The sequence below is a fragment of the Thermoactinomyces sp. DSM 45891 genome (genome assembly GCF_900119485.1).
Classification (GTDB): Bacteria; Bacillota; Bacilli; order Thermoactinomycetales; family Thermoactinomycetaceae; genus Baia.
The window spans coordinates 12,510-30,423 of the sequence record NZ_FPJZ01000024.1; the positions used below are offsets into that span (position 1 = coordinate 12,510).

General features: G+C 41.7%; 20 protein-coding genes, 1 pseudogene and 1 other annotated feature. Of the genes and pseudogenes, 14 read left to right on the plus strand and 7 right to left on the minus strand.

Annotated features, from left to right (window positions below; translation table 11 throughout):
* The 3 genes from rpmI to BT147_RS13790 all read left to right on the plus strand — a co-directional run bounded on the left by rpmI (position 1) and on the right by BT147_RS13790 (position 1,237).
* A complete protein-coding gene (gene rpmI / locus BT147_RS13780; protein ID WP_072336552.1) occupies positions 1–198 on the plus strand; it encodes a 50S ribosomal protein L35 in 198 nt (65 codons plus the stop codon).
* 30 nt (positions 199–228) lie between these two features.
* Positions 229–582 carry a 50S ribosomal protein L20 gene (gene rplT / locus BT147_RS13785; RefSeq protein WP_072336555.1) on the plus strand — a complete coding sequence of 118 codons (354 nt, stop codon included), beginning with the start codon at positions 229–231 and terminating at the stop codon, positions 580–582.
* Positions 583–880: 298 nt separating this feature from the next.
* Positions 881–1,237, plus strand: a complete 357-nt coding sequence (locus BT147_RS13790) for a hypothetical protein (protein ID WP_072336558.1) — start codon at positions 881–883, stop codon at positions 1,235–1,237.
* A gap of 113 nt (positions 1,238–1,350) precedes the next feature.
* Here BT147_RS13790 and BT147_RS13795 read toward each other — a convergent pair whose 3' ends face one another.
* Complete coding sequence (locus tag BT147_RS13795; protein ID WP_072336561.1) at positions 1,351–2,913, minus strand: MDR family MFS transporter; 1,563 nt, start codon at positions 2,911–2,913, stop codon at positions 1,351–1,353.
* A gap of 103 nt (positions 2,914–3,016) precedes the next feature.
* Positions 3,017–3,433, minus strand: a complete 417-nt coding sequence (locus tag BT147_RS13800; RefSeq protein WP_072336564.1) for a MarR family winged helix-turn-helix transcriptional regulator — start codon at positions 3,431–3,433, stop codon at positions 3,017–3,019.
* A 277-nt stretch (positions 3,434–3,710) separates the two neighbouring features.
* On the opposite strand from BT147_RS13800, the gene BT147_RS13805 reads away from it, so the two are divergent.
* Complete coding sequence (locus tag BT147_RS13805) at positions 3,711–4,439, plus strand: class I SAM-dependent methyltransferase (RefSeq protein WP_072336567.1); 729 nt, start codon at positions 3,711–3,713, stop codon at positions 4,437–4,439.
* A gap of 66 nt (positions 4,440–4,505) precedes the next feature.
* Here the strand turns inward: BT147_RS13805 and BT147_RS13810 are convergent, their stop codons facing one another.
* Entirely contained in the window at positions 4,506–5,729 is a 1,224-nt protein-coding gene (locus tag BT147_RS13810; RefSeq protein WP_072336570.1) for a PhoH family protein, read from the minus strand.
* Positions 5,730–6,197: 468 nt separating this feature from the next.
* On the opposite strand from BT147_RS13810, the gene BT147_RS13815 reads away from it, so the two are divergent.
* The 4 genes from BT147_RS13815 (at position 6,198) to BT147_RS13830 (ending at position 8,863) form a co-directional block, all read left to right on the plus strand.
* On the plus strand, positions 6,198–6,908 hold the full coding sequence (locus tag BT147_RS13815; protein WP_072336573.1) for a thioredoxin domain-containing protein: 711 nt from the start codon (positions 6,198–6,200) through the stop codon (positions 6,906–6,908).
* Positions 6,908–7,327 (plus strand): disulfide oxidoreductase, encoded by a 420-nt coding sequence (locus tag BT147_RS13820; RefSeq protein ID WP_072336575.1) that lies wholly within the window; start codon positions 6,908–6,910, stop codon positions 7,325–7,327. The genes BT147_RS13815 and BT147_RS13820 overlap by 1 nt, the downstream gene beginning before the upstream one ends.
* Before the next feature lie 96 nt (positions 7,328–7,423).
* Positions 7,424–7,618 (plus strand): hypothetical protein, encoded by a 195-nt coding sequence (locus tag BT147_RS13825; protein WP_072336578.1) that lies wholly within the window; start codon positions 7,424–7,426, stop codon positions 7,616–7,618.
* A gap of 135 nt (positions 7,619–7,753) precedes the next feature.
* The gene (locus BT147_RS13830) at positions 7,754–8,863 is read left to right on the plus strand and encodes a M42 family metallopeptidase (RefSeq protein WP_072336581.1); all 1,110 of its coding nucleotides are present in this window, start codon (positions 7,754–7,756) and stop codon (positions 8,861–8,863) included.
* Between the two features lie 55 nt (positions 8,864–8,918).
* Here the strand turns inward: BT147_RS13830 and BT147_RS13835 are convergent, their stop codons facing one another.
* Positions 8,919–9,482 carry a histidine phosphatase family protein gene (locus BT147_RS13835; protein ID WP_083426580.1) on the minus strand — a complete coding sequence of 188 codons (564 nt, stop codon included), beginning with the start codon at positions 9,480–9,482 and terminating at the stop codon, positions 8,919–8,921.
* A 155-nt stretch (positions 9,483–9,637) separates the two neighbouring features.
* Complete coding sequence (gene sspI / locus BT147_RS13840; protein ID WP_072336587.1) at positions 9,638–9,874, minus strand: small acid-soluble spore protein SspI; 237 nt, start codon at positions 9,872–9,874, stop codon at positions 9,638–9,640.
* 112 nt (positions 9,875–9,986) lie between these two features.
* Between sspI and BT147_RS13845 the strand changes: the two genes are divergently transcribed.
* From BT147_RS13845 to BT147_RS13865, 5 genes are all read left to right on the plus strand, one after another.
* Complete coding sequence (locus BT147_RS13845; RefSeq protein WP_072336590.1) at positions 9,987–10,781, plus strand: TrmH family RNA methyltransferase; 795 nt, start codon at positions 9,987–9,989, stop codon at positions 10,779–10,781.
* Between the two features lie 58 nt (positions 10,782–10,839).
* Positions 10,840–11,105: a binding site (T-box leader), on the plus strand.
* 57 nt (positions 11,106–11,162) lie between these two features.
* Positions 11,163–12,164 carry a phenylalanine--tRNA ligase subunit alpha gene (pheS, locus tag BT147_RS13850; protein ID WP_072336593.1) on the plus strand — a complete coding sequence of 334 codons (1,002 nt, stop codon included), beginning with the start codon at positions 11,163–11,165 and terminating at the stop codon, positions 12,162–12,164.
* Positions 12,165–12,181: 17 nt separating this feature from the next.
* Positions 12,182–14,614: a phenylalanine--tRNA ligase subunit beta gene (gene pheT / locus BT147_RS13855; RefSeq protein ID WP_072336596.1), complete on the plus strand. Its 2,433-nt coding sequence runs from the start codon at positions 12,182–12,184 to the stop codon at positions 14,612–14,614.
* A 164-nt stretch (positions 14,615–14,778) separates the two neighbouring features.
* Positions 14,779–15,033, plus strand: a complete 255-nt coding sequence (gene zapA, locus BT147_RS13860; protein WP_072336599.1) for a cell division protein ZapA — start codon at positions 14,779–14,781, stop codon at positions 15,031–15,033.
* On the plus strand, positions 15,034–15,564 hold the full coding sequence (locus BT147_RS13865) for a CvpA family protein (protein WP_072336602.1): 531 nt from the start codon (positions 15,034–15,036) through the stop codon (positions 15,562–15,564).
* A gap of 73 nt (positions 15,565–15,637) precedes the next feature.
* Here the strand turns inward: BT147_RS13865 and BT147_RS13870 are convergent, their stop codons facing one another.
* The gene (locus BT147_RS13870) at positions 15,638–16,024 is read right to left on the minus strand and encodes a hypothetical protein (protein WP_072336605.1); all 387 of its coding nucleotides are present in this window, start codon (positions 16,022–16,024) and stop codon (positions 15,638–15,640) included.
* A 211-nt stretch (positions 16,025–16,235) separates the two neighbouring features.
* On the opposite strand from BT147_RS13870, the gene BT147_RS13875 reads away from it, so the two are divergent.
* Positions 16,236–16,997 carry a hypothetical protein gene (locus tag BT147_RS13875; protein ID WP_143188016.1) on the plus strand — a complete coding sequence of 254 codons (762 nt, stop codon included), beginning with the start codon at positions 16,236–16,238 and terminating at the stop codon, positions 16,995–16,997.
* A gap of 86 nt (positions 16,998–17,083) precedes the next feature.
* On the opposite strand, the pseudogene BT147_RS15150 reads toward BT147_RS13875, so the two are convergent.
* Positions 17,084–17,914 (minus strand): annotated as a pseudogene (locus BT147_RS15150) (collagen-like protein); the annotation flags it as partial.

The window sequence follows — 17,914 nt, forward strand, 5'->3', positions numbered from 1 at the left end:
ATGCCAAAAATGAAGACCAAAAAAGCAGCAGCAAAACGCTTTAAGAAAACGGGTACGGGCAAAGTAAAACGTAGCCATGCATTTACAAGCCATATTTTAGAGAGTAAATCCCCAAAGAGAAAGCGTAACCTACGTAAGGGTGCATATCTGTCTAAGGGCGACCAAAAGCGTATCGAATCTTTAATTACGTATCTATAACATAATGGATTTGTTCAGGAGGGATTACTAGTGGCAAGAGTGAAAGGTGGTACCGTTACACGTCGTCGTCGTAAAAAGGTACTTAAACTAGCACGTGGATATTTTGGTTCCAAACATAGACTGTTTAAAACAGCGAAACAACAAGTAATGAAATCTTTGATGTACGCATACCGCGACCGTCGTCAAGTGAAACGTGATTTCCGTCGTCTATGGATTACACGTATCAATGCAGCTGCGCGCATCAATGGACTTTCTTATAACAAATTAATGTACGGCTTGAAAGTTGCTGGCGTTGATATTAACCGTAAAATGCTTGCTGACCTCGCTGTCAACGATGCAAAAGCATTTGCAGACCTTGCAGATATTGCGAAAAAAGCGAAATAATTTCAGTTTGTAGGACCTCGCGACTAGCTAATGTTAGTCATGGGGTCTTGTTTGTATTTTAAAAAAAAAATGAAATAAGAGCAGGAGATTTGCTTTCTTCATTGTATATAGTTTATATACAAATTTTTACAATATGAGCCATGAAACTACGTTATGGATCATGTCGACAAAAATAAATTTTTGTAAGACTTGGGCAGAGAAATTAATATTTTTATCTTATTCATATGCAAATGAACTATAATAGAACAGACGAGGAGATCGTGAAGACGCTCACCCAACAAAGGGAGGAGTAAGCTACATGTTAGCAGAATGGCTAATTACAGAGTACGAACAAAATGGGCATTTGGCTGCTGAAGGAGAAGTTTATCTCCCGGTGAGTGCCATCCATGAGTTTGTCAAAGATTGTGTGGACTTGAACATTGCCATTATTGGTTTGGATTATGTACTGAAGCAAGACGAAGATTTCTACATACGTTTAAATAGCCTTGACTGTAGTGAGATATTAGCAAGTTTTACAGATTGGAACAGTTTAGTGGAATATTGCAATCACATTGTTTTAAGCAATATTGAAGGTGAACAGACATCGGAAAACATGGAGTATTTCATCCCGATTATGATTGAAGAGTTCAACTGGAGGATTAGCCACTTGCTGTAAAATGTTTTAGCACTTATCAAATTTATAGAGTTCCTTCATCTGACCGGTTAAGTCAAACCGTTTATATCATAAAAAAACGAGCCCTTTTTGGCTCGTTTTCTCATTTTAAGAACTTAACGTTTATTACTCGTGCGAAGTTCGATCTCGGGTATATAGAAGCTAATGATAAAGGCAGCGAGGATGAGTATACCAATCCCTAGATAAACATGATGCAAAGAAGTAAGGAGAGTATCTTTTGTTTGCACTAAGATCGATTGCATAAAGGATTGAGATTCTGGTGTAAGATGGGCTTGAACTTGATTCAATTGTTCCGGATTCATTAGGATCTGTGGATCTCTTAACAGTTTTACAGTAGATTTTGGAAGCCCGCTGTTAGATGCCGCGGAAGCAGAGACCTCGCCTATGAATTTGTTTTGTGGAGAGGCTTGCATAATCATTGTCATGACGGAAACCCCGACAGTCCCTCCTAGTTGGCGGAATAACTGCACGGAGGATGTGCCTGTCCCCAGATGTTCGTACGGGATAGCGTTTTGAATGGTGACCGAAAAAATAGGGAATGTGATCCCAAGTCCTAGGCCGATTATTGATAACTGTAGCATTGTTTGGAGCGAAGTGGTATAAGTCGCTGTACCCAGCATAGATAAAATCCCCACCAGTATCAAACCGAGTCCAAAGATGCTTAGTTTTTTATATTTTCCTGTTCGGGATAAGATCTGTCCTGTAAAGAAGCTAGCAAAGACTAGACCAAACTGAATAGGAATCATAATGACACTTGAGGTAGTAGCATCTTTCCCTTGAACTCCTTGTAAAAAGAAGGGAGTAAAGGTTATACAACTAAATAGCCCCATCCCAAGAAGCAGATTAATACTATTGGCCAGTGTGAAGATTTTGTTTCTAAATAAGGTAAGCGGGAGAATCGGATTAACGGCCTTTTTCTCCGTACGAATAAAGAGAACAAGGTTCAAAATCGATAAACAAGATAGTCCGATAATCTGCGGAGATAGCCAAGGATAATCTTTTCCTGCTAACGAGAACACTAATAAAAATGGGGCGATAGTCCCTATTAATAGGATAGATCCAAGATAGTCAATTTTTTTGTTTCCTGAACTCTTGATAGTGGGAAACAGTTTTGAGATAAGTAAAAAGGCTATAAATCCAATAGGAAGAAAGACCCAAAAGATATAATGCCAATTCCATGTATCGACGATCACACCGCCAATGGTGGGACCAAGGATGCTAGAGGTGGCAAATGTAGCACTTAAGAATCCTTGCCACCTACCTCTTTCGCGTGGAGAAAATAAATCCCCTACCGCAGCAAAGGAAGTGGATAAGATCATACCACCGCCGATTCCTTGCAGGCCGCGATAAAAGATTAATTGTTCGATAGATGTAGCGGTGCCACAGAGAAAAGATGTGATAAGAAAGAATCCAATTCCGACTAAGATAAACATCTTTCTACCGTACAGATCAGATAACTTTCCAACTAAAATAGCTGTAATACTGGAGGTTAACATATAAATGGTAAACACCCAGTTAAATAATTCTGCTCCGTGTAACTGAGCGACGATGGTAGGTAGGGCATTTATGACGATCGTCTGGTTGAGCGAAGCAAAGAGTAATGCACAGGCAATAGCGCTCATAATAAAGATTTTCTCGCGTCTACTTAAATCTTCCATAGGTTAATATTCACCTTCCCGAAATATTTGTTTTACAAGATTAAATAAATGAAGGAAAATACGTTTCACCCATGTTAGAAGAATGAAACGCATTGTAACGTATTTATAAAAGCTTTTTATACAAATTTTGAAGGATTGAAAGATCATCGAGTGTAAAAGGATCAAACTTTTGCAGCAGGTACTCTTTCCTTTTTTCAGACATCCAAGATGATTTCTCTTGTCCTTTTTCGGTTATATGAACTTCGACTACCCGTTTGTCCAGCTGAGAACGCTGGCGTGCTACGTATTGTTCTTTTTCGAGCTGATCTACTACATGTGTGATATGACTAACTGAAACCTCAAATTCTTGAGCTAAGGCAGTGATCATCTGCGGCCCGCGCAAATCAAGGTGATGTAATAGGACAAACTCAGCTCCAGTCAGTGTTTCTCCCCATGCTTCCCGAAGCTCTTTTCGCATAGAGCGTTGAATCAACCGAAACATCGTCTCGATTTCTAATATAGCCTCAAATCGTGTACTCATAGTTAACTCCTGCATATCTACGCAAACGGATGCGCATGATGGTAAATCGGATTCTTCTTCTATTATACCGTATACGAATGAGAAAGCCCACGCTGGTTTATAACGATCGTTTTCATTTTAGGCAATATTTGCTATCCTATACTTATATAATGGAGATCCATTTTCTTGGTATTAACCACTTTATTCTTTTTAAAAATGATAAAGGTTAGCTGTTAGAGAGTAGGGAATAACATAAGAGTATGTTGTTAATTGAAATAGAGTAGCGGGGGCGTTATAGGTGTCGACATGGTATCAGGAGAGTTTTGGAAAAGATTACTTACTCGTTTATCATCATCGCGATCAACAAAATGCAGAACAAGAAGTAAAACAAATAACAGAGTGGCTTCAGTTAACGACTGATGATTTTATATTAGATTTATGTTGTGGAACGGGGAGACATACAGCAACCCTTGCTATGGAGCATCTCAATGTAGTGGGTTTGGATCTATCGCCTACACTGCTTTCAAAAGCGGTGTCTAGAAATCAACCATATAAGATTCCGTTTATCATTGGAGATATGCGGCATTTGCCCTTTGTAGGAGAAACGTATGATGTAGTACTAAACTTATTTACCTCATTTGGCTATTTTGAGACAGATGAAGAAAATGAACAAGTGATCCGGGAAGTGGCACGCGTTTTAAAGCCGAAGGGACGCTTTTTAATAGATTATCTGAACCGTGAATATGTGGTTGAACATCTAGTGGCCGTGAGCCAGCGGGAGCAAGATGGTATCCATATTCAAGAGGAGCGCTCTATTCAGGGTGATTTTGTGGTTAAAAAGATTACATTATCGGACAAGCAAGGAGAGCGAACTTATACAGAGCAAGTAAAAATGTATACATATGACCAAATGATTGATATGCTACATCGAAATGGCCTCCGTGTGAAGCAAATGTATGGAGGCTTTAATGGTACTTCATATCATGAAAATAGCCCACGTATGATACTGATAGGGAATGTTGAATAATGGGGTAGAAAGCTGTTAATAGAAAGAGAACAGATCGGTGTATCAATCTGTTCTCTTTCTATTGCTTTACATCTCGTCTGCTTTTCGGGCAATTTCACTTCTGTAGATAAAGGGTAGCTCTACCTCGCCGTAATAAGACTGTCCACGGAATACCTCAGATAATCGTCTCATCCCGTTATTGATTCCTTCGTAACTAGTATGGTCCACTTGCGCTTCGAAGTCCCCATCAATAATGAGTTTGGAATCTTCCCCGACACGTTGGACAGCGAGCTTCATTAGATCCACGTCCAAGTTTTGTGCTTCAATGATGTAGACAATGGCCTTCATACCTGTTGTATCAAAGCCCCTAATGTCACTAAAGGGTAGTAGTAAGAGCTTTGGAGGTTGTTTTTCTTTTTCATTTCCTTTCATCAGCTCTTCTAATACCATCTTATCGCCAAATTTACTACATAGCATGGATCCAATAGCCGAATCCATGATTTTCTCATCCCGTGTTCCTGGATAAAAGCCCAATTTAGCACTATTTCTAGCAGCCATAGGGTTTACGAAACAGATGAGACGATCATATTTTCCTTTTTCAATCTGATGCATCGCGTAGTTCAGGGCGATGAGTGATTTTCCAGTCCCTGCTTTTCCCTTGACTACAGTCATAGGATTATTTCGTAAACTGTCAAGTGCACAGCGCTGGTAAGCATCTCGAGGAGAGAATTTCCCAAAATAGAGAGTTTCAAATCCTCGTGGGCGAACATGCATATGGGTTTCACCAGTCCATCGAAGCAGATCTACATGCTTGCTGCCGTTGTTGATGACGAGGTATTGATTTGGTAGCAATTCAAAAACATTTTCATCTAGGTTATGAAGTAAGTTTGCATAACGCTCGTCGTCCACATCTGCTTCGATGTATCCCGTATACGCGCACTCATCTTGATCTTGTTCCAAAACTTGAATTCCTAAACCTCGAGCTTTCTGCTTTAAAAGCAGGTCATTTGTGATAATTCCATACTGATTCTCCACACAACATTGTAGGATTTTATTATCAGCATAGTTTGGATCAAATTGATCTCCGAGCTGTACCTTGTAATCTTTGGTATCGAAAATCATTTGTTCTTGATTTTGTTCAATATATCGAGTAGCCACACGAGCATCATAAGCTAGACGCGGATTATGACTTAACTTATGTTTCTCTAGCTCCCGAAGTACCATCGCTGTGATGACGAATTTAGCATCTTGTAGTTCTTCTGGACAGCTTATCCCTGTCAAAAGTACATTTGTATCAATGACATATTTCATACAGGGGGAACCCCCGATCCCTTTGATGTTAACTCAAGGTTTTGGAACACTAAGGCCAAGTGTATGGTGTACATCATAAGTGTTACCTGTTTTATAGAAAATTAGATCCTGTATATATTGGTATGGAAAAGAATGGATAGTGCTCAAACGGAAGCCCTTGTATAGTTTATGAAATTGGTTTGTTTTTGGCACGTACATGAATTGATAGTCATATGGTTGAATCGAATATTACTTTTCGGAGATTCGCATCATCCTCCATAAATATGGCGTAAATAATTGTTTATTGTTAGTCTAATTCTATGGTACAAGTGATGGGAACCATTTTGCAAGATGAAAAGATAGAAAAATCAAACTCTTAAGGAAAAATTGACGTAAAAACCAAAAAAAAGATTCTCTTGGTATCTCCAATTTTTTGCTACAATAATATTGCCATGAAAGATTCATACTGAATAAAAAGGGGGCGTTATTATGGCAAATCGCCATAAACAAAAAGGAAAACGCGATAATACTACGATTGTCTTTATCACTTTATTAGTATTGTTCTTGGGTGTTGGGGTTTACTCATTAGTAAACATGTTCAATTCTGGAAAAAAAACAGATGCAGTTCAATCGGATAAGGTGGTTGATCTGAAGGTAGAGAAACAAGCTACAATCGGAAAAGCAGATGCACCGGTTAAGATTGTGGAGATCGGGGATTTCCGTTGTCCACACTGTAAACTGTTCCATGATCAACATTATGCACAGCTAAAGCCGTATATTGATTCTGGAAAAGTACAATTTACATTTGCCCCATTTCAATTTATGAAACCGGAACCACTCGTTGCCGGAATGGCAGCTAAGTCCGTAATGGCACAAAATAAAGAGGCCTTTTGGAAATTTTACGATGCAGTTTATAACAATCAAGTTGAATACAATAAACTACCAGAAGGAAAAGCAGCTGATTTCTTAGTTGACTTGATCAAGAAAAATATCCCTGAGGTGAATGCCGAACAAGTGGTCAAGGATATTAAGTCTGACAAGTACAAAGCAGATGTGGAAGCGGACAATAAGTACGTAGAATCACTGGGAATATCAGGAGTGCCAGTTGTATACATCAATGGCAAGATGGCAACAGATGCTGAGATTAACAATGTCCAAGCTTTTAAGGCGAGATTGGATAAAGAACTAGGTGGGAAATAATGAACTTCTTATCTAGATACGCTCTATATTTTGCCTGGATTGTCTCGATTGTCGCTACTGGAGGCAGTCTCTACATGAGCGAGGTATTGGGCTGGATCCCCTGTGATCTGTGTTGGTATCAGAGGATCTTTATGTATCCCCTTGTCTTATTACTTGGTATTGCTACATTTCGGGATGATCGAGAAGTGGGGAAATATGTATTTTCCCTTGCAAGCATTGGTATTTTGATTTCTAGCTATCATATTTTAGTCCAACAAGTGCCTTCTATTGGGGGAATGCTCAAATGTAAGGTTGGCATCCCATGTAGCCAAGATTATTTGAATTGGTTGGATGGTTTGATTACGATTCCAGTCCTTGCATTTATTAGCTTTTTCTTGATTTTGCTTTTTACTTGGTTAAGCAAAAAAGAAGCAGAATAAAAAATAGGTGATAATCGCTCGGATACTAGTCCAGCCAATTAGATATCTTGTACATAAATTAAATCATGGGAAACTTCCCAAAGAGGAGGTATTCACATGAGTGGTTTAAATGGCGGATGTTATGATGGCGGCGGCGGCTTCGGTTTTGGCTGGGGCGGTGGTGGTATCTGGATCATCCTTGTTATTTTAGCCATTGTCTGCGTCTTCTGCTGTTGTGGCTTCTTCGGCTTCGGTGGTTGGGGAGGAGGCTGGGGCGGCGGTAGAGGAGGTTGCGGCTTTGGTGGTTGTTAATCATAAACCATTGATCTAACTAAGATTAGTGGATGATAATCACCGTGGGAGCCTTATAGAGATCTCTTAAGTGATTAAGAGATCTCTATTCTTATTAGATTGAAAAAAATGATATATAAACGGAGTGTGGTAATGATGGGGAAATCAACAGAAGGTAAGACGTCGTTCAAATCCATGCTGAAGGAACTGACGGAGGCGCCAGGACCTCCAGGATTTGAAAGAGCTGTAAGGGAAGTAATGGAGCAATATGCTACTCCCTATGCTGATGAAATACATAAAGATCGTCTAGGCAGTTTTATCGCTCGTAAAGGAACGACAGGACCTAGAATTATGATTACAGGACATATGGACGAAGTTGGATTTATGGTTACTCGTATCACAGATGATGGTTTTCTAAGATTTCACCCATTAGGTGGTTGGTGGGGACAAGTTCTCCCTGCACAGCGTGTAGAAGTGATCACATCTAAGGGGAGACATTTAGGTGTAGTGGGCTCTGTGGCTCCTCATTTATTGGAGCCAGCTAAGCGAAAAAAGGGTGTCGAGGTAACGGATTTATTTGTCGATCTAGGTGTGGAGAATAAAGAAGAGATTGATCAATTAGGAATCAGGCCAGGAGACTTTATCATCCCCTACTCCCCCTTCACAACGATGAGTAACGAAAATCGCTGGTTAGCTAAGGCAATGGATAATCGTTTAGGTTGCGCGGTAGCATTAGGTGTATTGCAAGAATTATCAGAGGATGACGTGTTGCATCAAAATCAAGTGTTTTCGGTAGGAACTGTGATGGAGGAAGTAGGATGTCGAGGTGCAATCACCTCTGCGCAAGTAGTAGATCCAGATATCTCGATTGTGGTGGATGTAGGGATTGCAACCGATTCCTTGGGAACGACTAACCCGCACGGAGATACCAAAATGGGAGGGGGACCACTTCTCGTCCTATACGATGCAGGTCATATTGCGCACTGTGGCATGATCGATTTTGTCAAGCAGGTTGCCGAGGAAGAGGGTATTCCTTACCAGTTTGAGGTGATCACGGGTGGTGCGACTGATAACCATTTTATCCACACGCATAAAACAGGCGTACCAAGTATCAGTCTAGGGGTACCAACTCGCTATATCCACAGTCATTCCTCGATCTTAGACCGTCGAGATTGTGAGGCGTTGGTCCGTTGGATTGTAGCGATTGTGGAGCGTCTTGATGAGGCTAAAGTGAAGGAAATTCGAGGGGTTTTCGAAGCAAAATAGTTTCCACTCGCACGATAAAAACACCAAGTTGTTTCACTGCTTGGTGTTTTTATCGCTATTTACAAGTTATTTGTTCTGACCAAATTCGATTAAGTGTGGTGCCTTTGGGGCAAAAAGTGACTTGAAACACATCGGGATTCGATAAGGATTTCCATTCTTGAAATCCAATTTGAGGATCAAAGTACTTTAGGATGCAAGTCATGAGATTACCATGTGTAACAAAGACAACCGTAGATTCTTCACTTTCTAACTCGCTTCGAATCAGGGGAGCGACACGTTGAAATGCTTGTCGATTCGACTCTCCTCCTTCGATCGAGAAGTCAAGGTTTTCGAAGCTTTGTTCCAGTACCTCTGTCCAGTTGTCAAGCGGAGTCGGAGAGAGTACTCTTTCGGATAATCGCTCATCTTTGACAATCTTTTTTTGTAAATACGTTGCTAGTGGCTGAATCGTTTGGATTGCACGTTTATAAGGGCTTGAGATAATTTTGGAAACGCTATCATTTCGGTTTATGAAAAATTTTGTTAATTCGTTTGCCTGCGTAAATCCATTAGTAGTTAGGGGAGCTTCCCAATCTTGCCCCTCTGCTTCACAATGGCGGACAACGATAAGTGATTTCAACGGGCTCCCTCCTTTACCATTTATATCTATCATATCAAATCGTGAAGAGTTGAACAATGTTGTTTTTGAAAACGTTTTTAAAAAAGAATATTCAGTATTTAAAAACCGATCAAGAGGTTGGAATAATCAACCTCTCTTGAGTAAACAATTTTGGTTCAAGGGCCAAACGGATCAGGCTTAGGACCTGTCATGATTTTATTATGGAGTGTATCAATCATTTGATCACGATCTTGTTCGTTACTATTGTTCCATATTACTTCAAAAAGCACACCTAGTCCTGGTAAAAGCTTTTCGTCGCCTTGCTTGATTGAATCGACGATCATTCCCTCTAATTCTTGTTCGGCCATACCACTCAGATTATGTAAGACAGCACCACGGATATTAAAATTCAATGGATGCGCCTCCTTTACACTATTTTTCAATAGAATGGCCGATTATGTGTCTCTTTATCCAATATGATGGCAATGGTATAATGAATGAACCAATCTGAAGGAGTTCGGATATATGCTTTGGACAATGATTACTTCTGTACAAAATACTGCCTTAAAAAGATGGAAGAAGTTAAAGACTAGAAAAGGACGTAAAGAGTATCAAAGTTTCTTGATTGAAGGAGAGCATCTGATTCAAGAAGCGATTCGAGCAGGAGCGAAGTTCGTCACCGTGATGGTAGAAGAAGAGCAACAGGAAAAATGGGAGAAGTTTTTTTGCACTCATCAGGTAGAAGTGCCGTGCTATGTACTTCCTGCCCCGATTTTTCAGTCACTGGTGGAAACAGAAACTCCCCAAGGAGCGATGGCAGAGATTGAGATGCACAGGTGGGAGGAAAACGATCTATTACAGCAAGGGACTTCTACATTCCTCTTACTAGATGAAGTGCAGGACCCTGGAAATGTAGGAACCCTTTTGAGGACGGCACAGGGTATGGGGATTACGGGAGTATATCTAGGGCATGGTACGGTAGATCTATATAATCCGAAAGTAGTTCGAGCTTCGATGGGGGCGCTCTTTCACGTACCAATTTTTCCACGTAATTTGGAACTCGCGATTCAATCGATGAAACAAAAAGGGATTACCATTGTAGGCACGTCCCCACATGCAGGTCAGTGTCACTTCGAATACCCCTTTCCAAGTCGTACCGCGATCTTGTTAGGAAATGAAGGGCGTGGCGTAAATCCTGATGTTCTAGCCCAAGCAGATGTCGAAGTTCAAATTCCGATGCCGGGGAATACAGAGTCTTTTAACGTATCCGTAACGGGAGCGATTTTAATGTACGAGCGAGTGCGCCAATCTTATCGATAATCGATTGCAAGCTGAGGCTGACTTCGTTATAATAGCGATAATCAATGTGGACAAATGAATGACAGCGATGAGCAAGATCAGTAAGCAGAAGTGCTCCTTTACAGGGAAGAGGAACCTTAGACTGCAAGTGCCTCTATGGAAGCGACTGCTGAATTCACTTGTGAGCTGAATCTTTGAACAGAAGACAGATGATTGTCTTCTAAATAGAGGGTTTCCGGTTTTAGCCACCGTTATCAGGTTCGAAAGTGGAAAGAAAGAGCTGAGCCTATTTCAGGATCTTTCTTTCAAAAAGGGTGGTACCACGGAAAGACTTTCGTCCCTTTATAGGGAGAGGTCTTTTTTATTTTGGCTTGAAAATTTACTTAATAGGGGTGTTTTCCTATGCGTGAACGTTTAGAAAGTCTACGTACGGAGGCGTTGCAAGAAATTCAATCCGCTTCTGAAATGGAACTGATCAAGGATTTAAAAGTAAAATACCTCGGTAAAAAAGGGGAGCTAACAGCTGTATTACGTGGGATGGGTTCCTTATCTGCGGAGGAACGTCCTGTGATAGGTGGGCTTGCGAATGAGGTGCGAGCTGCACTTGAAACAGCCTTCTCTCAAAAAAGTGAATCGGTAGAAACAGCGGAGTTAGAAGCCAAGCTACAAAGTGAGACCATTGATGTAACGTTACCAGGTGCATCACTTGAACCAGGTTCGATTCATCCACTCCATTCTGTAATTGAGCAAATTGAAGATATTTTTATCGGAATGGGCTTCGAGATTGCAGAAGGTCCAGAAGTAGAGCTAGATCACTATAACTTTGAAATGTTGAATCTGCCTAAAGATCATCCGGCTCGTGATATGCAGGACTCATTCTATATCACTCCTGAAATTTTGTTGCGCACACATACTTCTTCGGTACAAGGTCGCACACTGCTTGCCAGAGAAGGAGAAGTTCCTGTTCGGATCATCATGCCAGGGAAAGTATATCGCCGTGATGATGATGATGCGACCCATTCACACCAATTTACGCAAATCGAGGGCTTGGTAGTAGATCGTGGTGTATCGATGGGAGAGTTAAAAGGTGTATTACTACAACTGATTCAGAAGATGTTTGGTCCAGATACAGAAGTACGTTTACGTCCTAGCTATTTCCCTTTTACTGAACCGAGTGTAGAAGTGGATATTTATCATCCAGAAAAAGGGTGGCTGGAAATCCTAGGAGCAGGTATGGTTCACCCACGTGTATTAGAAAAAGCAGGCTATGATTCAGAGCGCTACACAGGATTTGCTTTTGGACTCGGAGTAGAGAGAGTTGCGATGCTGAAATATGACATTGATGATATTCGTCACCTATATAACAACGACTTGCGTTTCTTACGTCAATTTAAATCGGTTTAAGAGAGGAGAGGGGATACATGTTAGTCTCCCATGATTGGATTTCGGAGTATGTAGATTTGACGGGAATTACCCCTGAGATGATTGCAGAAGAGTTAAATCGTACTGGGATTGAGGTTGAAGTGATCTACACTCGTGATAACGGAGTAACTCATGTTGTGGTAGGACATGTTTTATCGGTAGAGAAGCATCCTGAAGCGGATAAACTAAATATCACACAAGTGGATGTTGGGAGTTCTGAACCACTTCAGATCGTATGCGGTGCACCCAATGTAGCAGTTGGACAGTTGGTGCCCGTTGCGATCAAGGGAGCTACTCTGCCGGGTGGGATTAAAATTAAGGATACCAAATTGCGTGGCGTTGCTTCTCGCGGTATGATCTGTTCCGCGAAAGAACTTGGGGTTCCAGATAAGTTCCTTATGGAGCATCAAAAGCAGGGGATTATGGTGCTAGGGACAGATGCGGAAATCGGCCAAGATATCAAGGAATACCTTGGGATGAACGATCAGGTAGTCGAGCTAGAACTCACACCAAACCGTTCTGACTGCTTAAGTATGATGGGAGTTGCTTATGAGCTTTCCGCAATTTTTAATCGAGAGCTTCGTTTGCCAGAGAAAAAAGAAGTCATCGTATCTACTAAAGACACACTAATCGAAATCACAACAGATCTAGAAGAAGATTGTCCATTTTATGCAGTACAAGTTGTGAAGGGAATTCAAGTTGGACCTTCTCCACAATGGCTACAAAATCGGTTGATTTCAGCAGGGATTCGTCCGATTAACAACGTGGTGGATGTAACCAACTACGTGATGATAGAGACAGGACAGCCTTTACATGCCTTTGATCTTCAAACGATTCCAACAGGAGAGATCATCGTTCGACGTTCTCGTGCTGGAGAGACAGTTGTTACGCTAGACGGAGTGACAAGGGCATTAGATGATGAAACACTACTTATCACAGATGGCGAGCAGATCCTAGGGCTTGCTGGTGTTATGGGCGGTGAATCTTCAGAAGTTCGTCCTCATACCACCACGGTGCTACTAGAATCTGCATACTTTGATCCTACTCTTATTCGCCGTGCATCTCGTAAATTAGGCTTGCGCTCTGAAGCAAGCAATCGCTTCGAAAAAGGAATTGATCCAGAGCGGATCTTACCTGCACTAGACCGTGCTGTTCAGTTACTGCAAGAGGTCGCAGGGGCGCAAGTAGGCTCAGGTGTGATTGTAGAACGTTCGGGAGAAATTGAAGAAGTGACAGTTTCCTTGCGCCATGATCGTCTCATGAAAGTGTTAGGAACAAGTATTAGTGAGGAGCAAGTTGCAGAGATCTTTCACCGTTTGGGCTTCGTGTCTCACTTTGATGTAGAGAAAAAAGCTCATCATGTTCAAGTTCCGACTCGTCGCCCAGATATTCAATTAGAGGTAGATTTAATTGAAGAAGTGGCAAGAATCTATGGATATAACCGTATCCCTACCACTTTACCATGGGGACAACAACAGCCAGGGAGTTTAACTGATTCACAGCGTTTGCGTCGTAAGTTACGCCATCTCTTGATTGATCTGGGATTATCCGAAGTACTTACATATAGCCTTACTTCGAGCAAGCGCGGGACCGAAGTAGGAACTCTTACCCCATCAACTGGTTTCGTTCGCTTGGCGATGCCGATGTCTAGTGAACATGCTGTATTACGTACGACCCTCTTGCCTGAGCTCATTCAGGCGGCTGCTTATAACGTGAAACATGGTAACGAAGATCTTGCTATCTTCGAGATGGGACGGGTATATGTAACGAAAGAGAAAAAGCTTACAGAACTTCCTGAAGAGCGTACGGAACTCGCATTCCTTTTAACTGGAGATTTTCGCTTGGCTCGTTGGAACCGTCAAGCAATGCACGGTGGCGATTTCTATGTAGCGAAAGGGATTGTGCAAGCTATTTTTGAGCGAATCGGCGTGTCTACTGTTGAGATTCAGGCAGCAAGCCACTATGAGGGATTTCATCCAGGACGTACTGCTGAATTGGTTCATAATGGAGAAGTAATCGGTGTACTCGGACAAATGCATCCACAATTGGCGAAACAACATGACCTCAAAGATACTGTAATGGTTCAACTCGACCTCGAGCGTCTACAACAAGCGATTCAGGCAGATATTCGCTATCAAGCGATCCCACGTTTTCCAGCAGTCACGCGAGACTTGGCTCTGGTTGTGGACAAAAATGTAGAGGCAGGAGTACTTGAAGCAGGAATCCATGAAGTAGCTGGAGAACTTCTTGAATCGGTACGCTTATTTGATGTATTTATCGGCTCCCAAGTAGGGGAAGGCAAGATGAGCATCGCCTACTCGCTTGTTTATAGAGCGGCAGATCGGACCCTAACGGATGCTGAAGTAACTGCTACACACTCAAAAGTCGTTGAACATCTGCAGACCACATTAGGCGCTGTATTAAGAAGTTAATGTGACGATTTTGATTCCATTAGCTCCCAATCACCCAAAATAAGCCTAATTAGTGATAGACTTGGGAAATAGGATCGTTTTATTCCAATGAAGATCGGGTAATGAACATTTCAATTGGTATACAACAAGTAAGAAAACAGTCTACGTGTGGGTTGGTGATATGAATGGTACAACGTTCTCGTATGAATGTAGAGATCTATGGACAGACCTACCCTATCATTGGGAAAGCAACCCCCAGCTACACTCGCCAAGTAGCTGGGTTGGTGGATTCAAATATGAAAGGCATTGCAGAAGGAAATCCTCGTTTAGATATGACTCGTTTGGCAGTATTATCTGCTTTTAATATTGCAGATGAATACTTGCGATTGAAGCAGGAATACGACGAAATCATGCATTTGATCGAGGATAATCAACCTTAGATGAATTGGATTGATATCGTCCTATTACTCGCGATCGTAGCGGCCTGTTTTCAAGGCTACCGCCAAGGGTTAGTCCGTCAAGTATTCGCGTTACTTGGCACCATTGTAAGCATCTATCTCGCGTACAAATTTAGTGGACCTTTTGCCCAAACCTTCTCAAGCTGGTTCCCTGGAATTGTTCCAGAAACAGGTGTGTGGGGACTATTCCCGATCAGTAACATTGTCTATTCATTCCTTGCGTTTCTGATAATCTTCCTAGTAGCCAGAGCTATTTTTCGGCTCATTGGCGGAGTTGCGGGGAGTGTAGCCAAAGTTCCTGTTTTATCAGCGGTAAATCAGACGGGTGGTCTGGTTTTCGGGTTCTTGCGGATGGCAATTTTACTGGTTTTAGTGGTAAATGTTTTTTCGTTTGTTCCTGTGCCAAATGTACATAACAAAGTGCAGGATTCCTTCTTGTCTCAACAGATTTTGGCGATTACTCCTGATTTAAAAGATGAAGTAATAGAATTGTTTAAAGGAAAGACACCATAAAAATAAGGATGGTCCCCTTCACTCATCATTGGAGAAGGGGGCCATCCTTATTTTTACAAATAGGAACTGTTGATTACCACAGGCACTTTACGTCTTTTTCAAAGTTAGAAGAATGGATATAGGTGTTTGCCCACATGTTATGTACAACATACCATTTGTCTGATCCGTTTACTTCTTCACCATGAACCACTCCATTAAACATATGCGTTCCATAAAAAAGTTTTGTTGGGAGCTTCTCATGAGGCTTAGAAGAGAGGGATGGTTCCATTAAAGAGATTACGCCGCCCTTATCGACCACTTCTTTTGTGAGTGTGGCATTAAACTGAGTGGAGCTTGATTTACATGGGTGGTCTTTCCCTTTATACGGGATAGCTAGCTTCTCCTCCGTAGCCGATACTCCAGCGGCTGTTGCCATCATGATACTACAACCCATAACAACAGCGATGCATTTTTTAAACATGTAACTACCTCCTAAAAAACGATTTGAAAAACCTTATTAACCATAGCAGGTTCTATTTTATAAGTAAATCTCACTTTATAATTATTTATATTTTTTTATAGTTCTATAGTTGTAAAAATGGTAGTGGAAGTTTAGTATGAAATTGTATTCTCGCTTTGTAGAATTCAAACTACTTGATGACGAGAAATATATAAATGGAGGTATGGAGATTATGAAGAAAAAAACAGTTTCTGCCGTTCTTGCAACTTCCCTTGTAGTAGGAGGGATGTTTGTTGGATTTACTGAATCACAGCCAGTTTCAGCAGCTCAAGTAGAGCAGAAGGTTGCTCAGAAAATCGTACTAGAAGATACGTTTAACAGTGGTTATAACGGATGGAAAGGTGGCTTTTCAGACTATCCACCAGGTAAAGAAGACGATTGGAGATTATCATATTCCCTACGAGATCTTCCAAAAAATTTAAGTAATCAACAAAAAGGACTCCATTTGGGTGGGAGTAATCATAGTGATGATTTATTCATGTATGTTACGAAGCCAGTACATACCACACACAAAGTGAAACCGAATACTACGTATAAGGTAGACTTTGATTTTGATATTGCAACCAATACACCGTCCGGTACATTTGGTGTAGGTGGATCTCCAGGGGATTCTGTGTTTGTGAAAGCAGGAGCCTCCGCCATTGAACCAAAATCATATGTAGCAGATGATAACCACTACCGCTTAAATGTGGATCATGGTCAGCAATCTCAAGATGGGAAGAATGCGGTATTAGTCGGCACGATCGGGAAAGAAAATACCACTGATGATTCTTTCGAAATCAAGAATTTTACTAACACGAAAAAGCCTTACTATATAAAATCAGATAGCGACGGTAAGCTTTGGTTATTAATCGGAACAGATTCTGGTTATGAATCCTATACGGAGTACTATATCCCACGTGTTAAAGCAACTTTGACTGAAGTAGTAAAATAGTCTGTTCAATAAACAAAAAACAAACAACTCCTAAAAATAATAGAGAGTTGTTTGTTTTTTGTTTGTGCGGGTTCATGGGTTATCGATTAAGTTAACCTGTGAACGGACCAAACAGTGGATGAGGGACTGACCGGGCTTAGGGTTAAGTTGGCTCCTAAACCGTCTGCCTCATAGAAGACGCCTATTACATCCCCTGCCGTTAGATCAAAATCACCTGTTAATGTGATGGAAGCATTTCCTAAAGCACCTCTTATTGTTAGCACGAGAGCTACGTTAATATTTAATAAGGGGAGTAACCCTGTTACTAAGTCTGTTACGACAGGAGAGGTCCGACGTATGACAAATGTTGGATCTGGTCCAGCGCCAATAGTGGCTGTTAGGGCTGCAGATTGGTAACTGATAATCAGTTTAATAGAATACCTGCCAGTTTGCTGGATGGTATAGTTTCCTGTAGTTGCGTTAAATCCAGTTCCTGTGTAGTACGGACTGGTCACGGTCCAGGCTCCTAACTGTGTATCCGTGTTGATTACACTAGAGGCGCGTTGAGCAGAAAATCCGAATAGTGCTACGTTTGGTCCAGTAGGTCCGGTATTGCCTTGAGGCCCGGTATCGCCTTGAGGTCCCGTATCGCCTTGAGGCCCAGTATCGCCCTGAGGTCCAGTAGGTCCTTGGGGCCCAGTATCACCCTGAGGACCCGTAGCTCCTTGGGGCCCAGTACCGCCTTGAGGACCCGTATCACCCTGAGGACCCGTATCACCTTGAGGACCCGTATCGCCTTGAGGTCCCGTATCACCCTGAGGCCCAGTATCACCCTGAGGCCCAGTACCGCCTTGAGGTCCTGTATCGCCTTGAGGTCCAGTATCGCCTTGAGGTCCAGTATCGCCCTGAGGTCCAGTAGGTCCTTGAGGACCCGTATC

What these genes read in the sequence shown, in the direction of transcription:
- rpmI (WP_072336552.1), top strand. Translation starts at nt 1, where the DNA reads ATGCCAAAAATGAAGACCAAAAAAGCAGCAGCAAAACGCTTTAAGAAA.
- BT147_RS13865 (WP_072336602.1), top strand. Translation starts at nt 15,034, where the DNA reads ATGAATTGGATTGATATCGTCCTATTACTCGCGATCGTAGCGGCCTGT.
- BT147_RS13795 (WP_072336561.1), bottom strand. Translation starts at nt 2,913, where the DNA reads ATGGAAGATTTAAGTAGACGCGAGAAAATCTTTATTATGAGCGCTATT.
- pheT (WP_072336596.1), top strand. Translation starts at nt 12,182, where the DNA reads ATGTTAGTCTCCCATGATTGGATTTCGGAGTATGTAGATTTGACGGGA.
- zapA (WP_072336599.1), top strand. Translation starts at nt 14,779, where the DNA reads ATGGTACAACGTTCTCGTATGAATGTAGAGATCTATGGACAGACCTAC.
- BT147_RS13830 (WP_072336581.1), top strand. Translation starts at nt 7,754, where the DNA reads ATGGGGAAATCAACAGAAGGTAAGACGTCGTTCAAATCCATGCTGAAG.
- BT147_RS13820 (WP_072336575.1), top strand. Translation starts at nt 6,908, where the DNA reads ATGAACTTCTTATCTAGATACGCTCTATATTTTGCCTGGATTGTCTCG.
- BT147_RS13875 (WP_143188016.1), top strand. Translation starts at nt 16,236, where the DNA reads ATGAAGAAAAAAACAGTTTCTGCCGTTCTTGCAACTTCCCTTGTAGTA.
- BT147_RS13870 (WP_072336605.1), bottom strand. Translation starts at nt 16,024, where the DNA reads ATGTTTAAAAAATGCATCGCTGTTGTTATGGGTTGTAGTATCATGATG.
- BT147_RS13845 (WP_072336590.1), top strand. Translation starts at nt 9,987, where the DNA reads ATGCTTTGGACAATGATTACTTCTGTACAAAATACTGCCTTAAAAAGA.
- pheS (WP_072336593.1), top strand. Translation starts at nt 11,163, where the DNA reads ATGCGTGAACGTTTAGAAAGTCTACGTACGGAGGCGTTGCAAGAAATT.
- BT147_RS13810 (WP_072336570.1), bottom strand. Translation starts at nt 5,729, where the DNA reads ATGAAATATGTCATTGATACAAATGTACTTTTGACAGGGATAAGCTGT.
- BT147_RS13815 (WP_072336573.1), top strand. Translation starts at nt 6,198, where the DNA reads ATGGCAAATCGCCATAAACAAAAAGGAAAACGCGATAATACTACGATT.
- BT147_RS13825 (WP_072336578.1), top strand. Translation starts at nt 7,424, where the DNA reads ATGAGTGGTTTAAATGGCGGATGTTATGATGGCGGCGGCGGCTTCGGT.
- BT147_RS13790 (WP_072336558.1), top strand. Translation starts at nt 881, where the DNA reads ATGTTAGCAGAATGGCTAATTACAGAGTACGAACAAAATGGGCATTTG.
- BT147_RS13800 (WP_072336564.1), bottom strand. Translation starts at nt 3,433, where the DNA reads ATGAGTACACGATTTGAGGCTATATTAGAAATCGAGACGATGTTTCGG.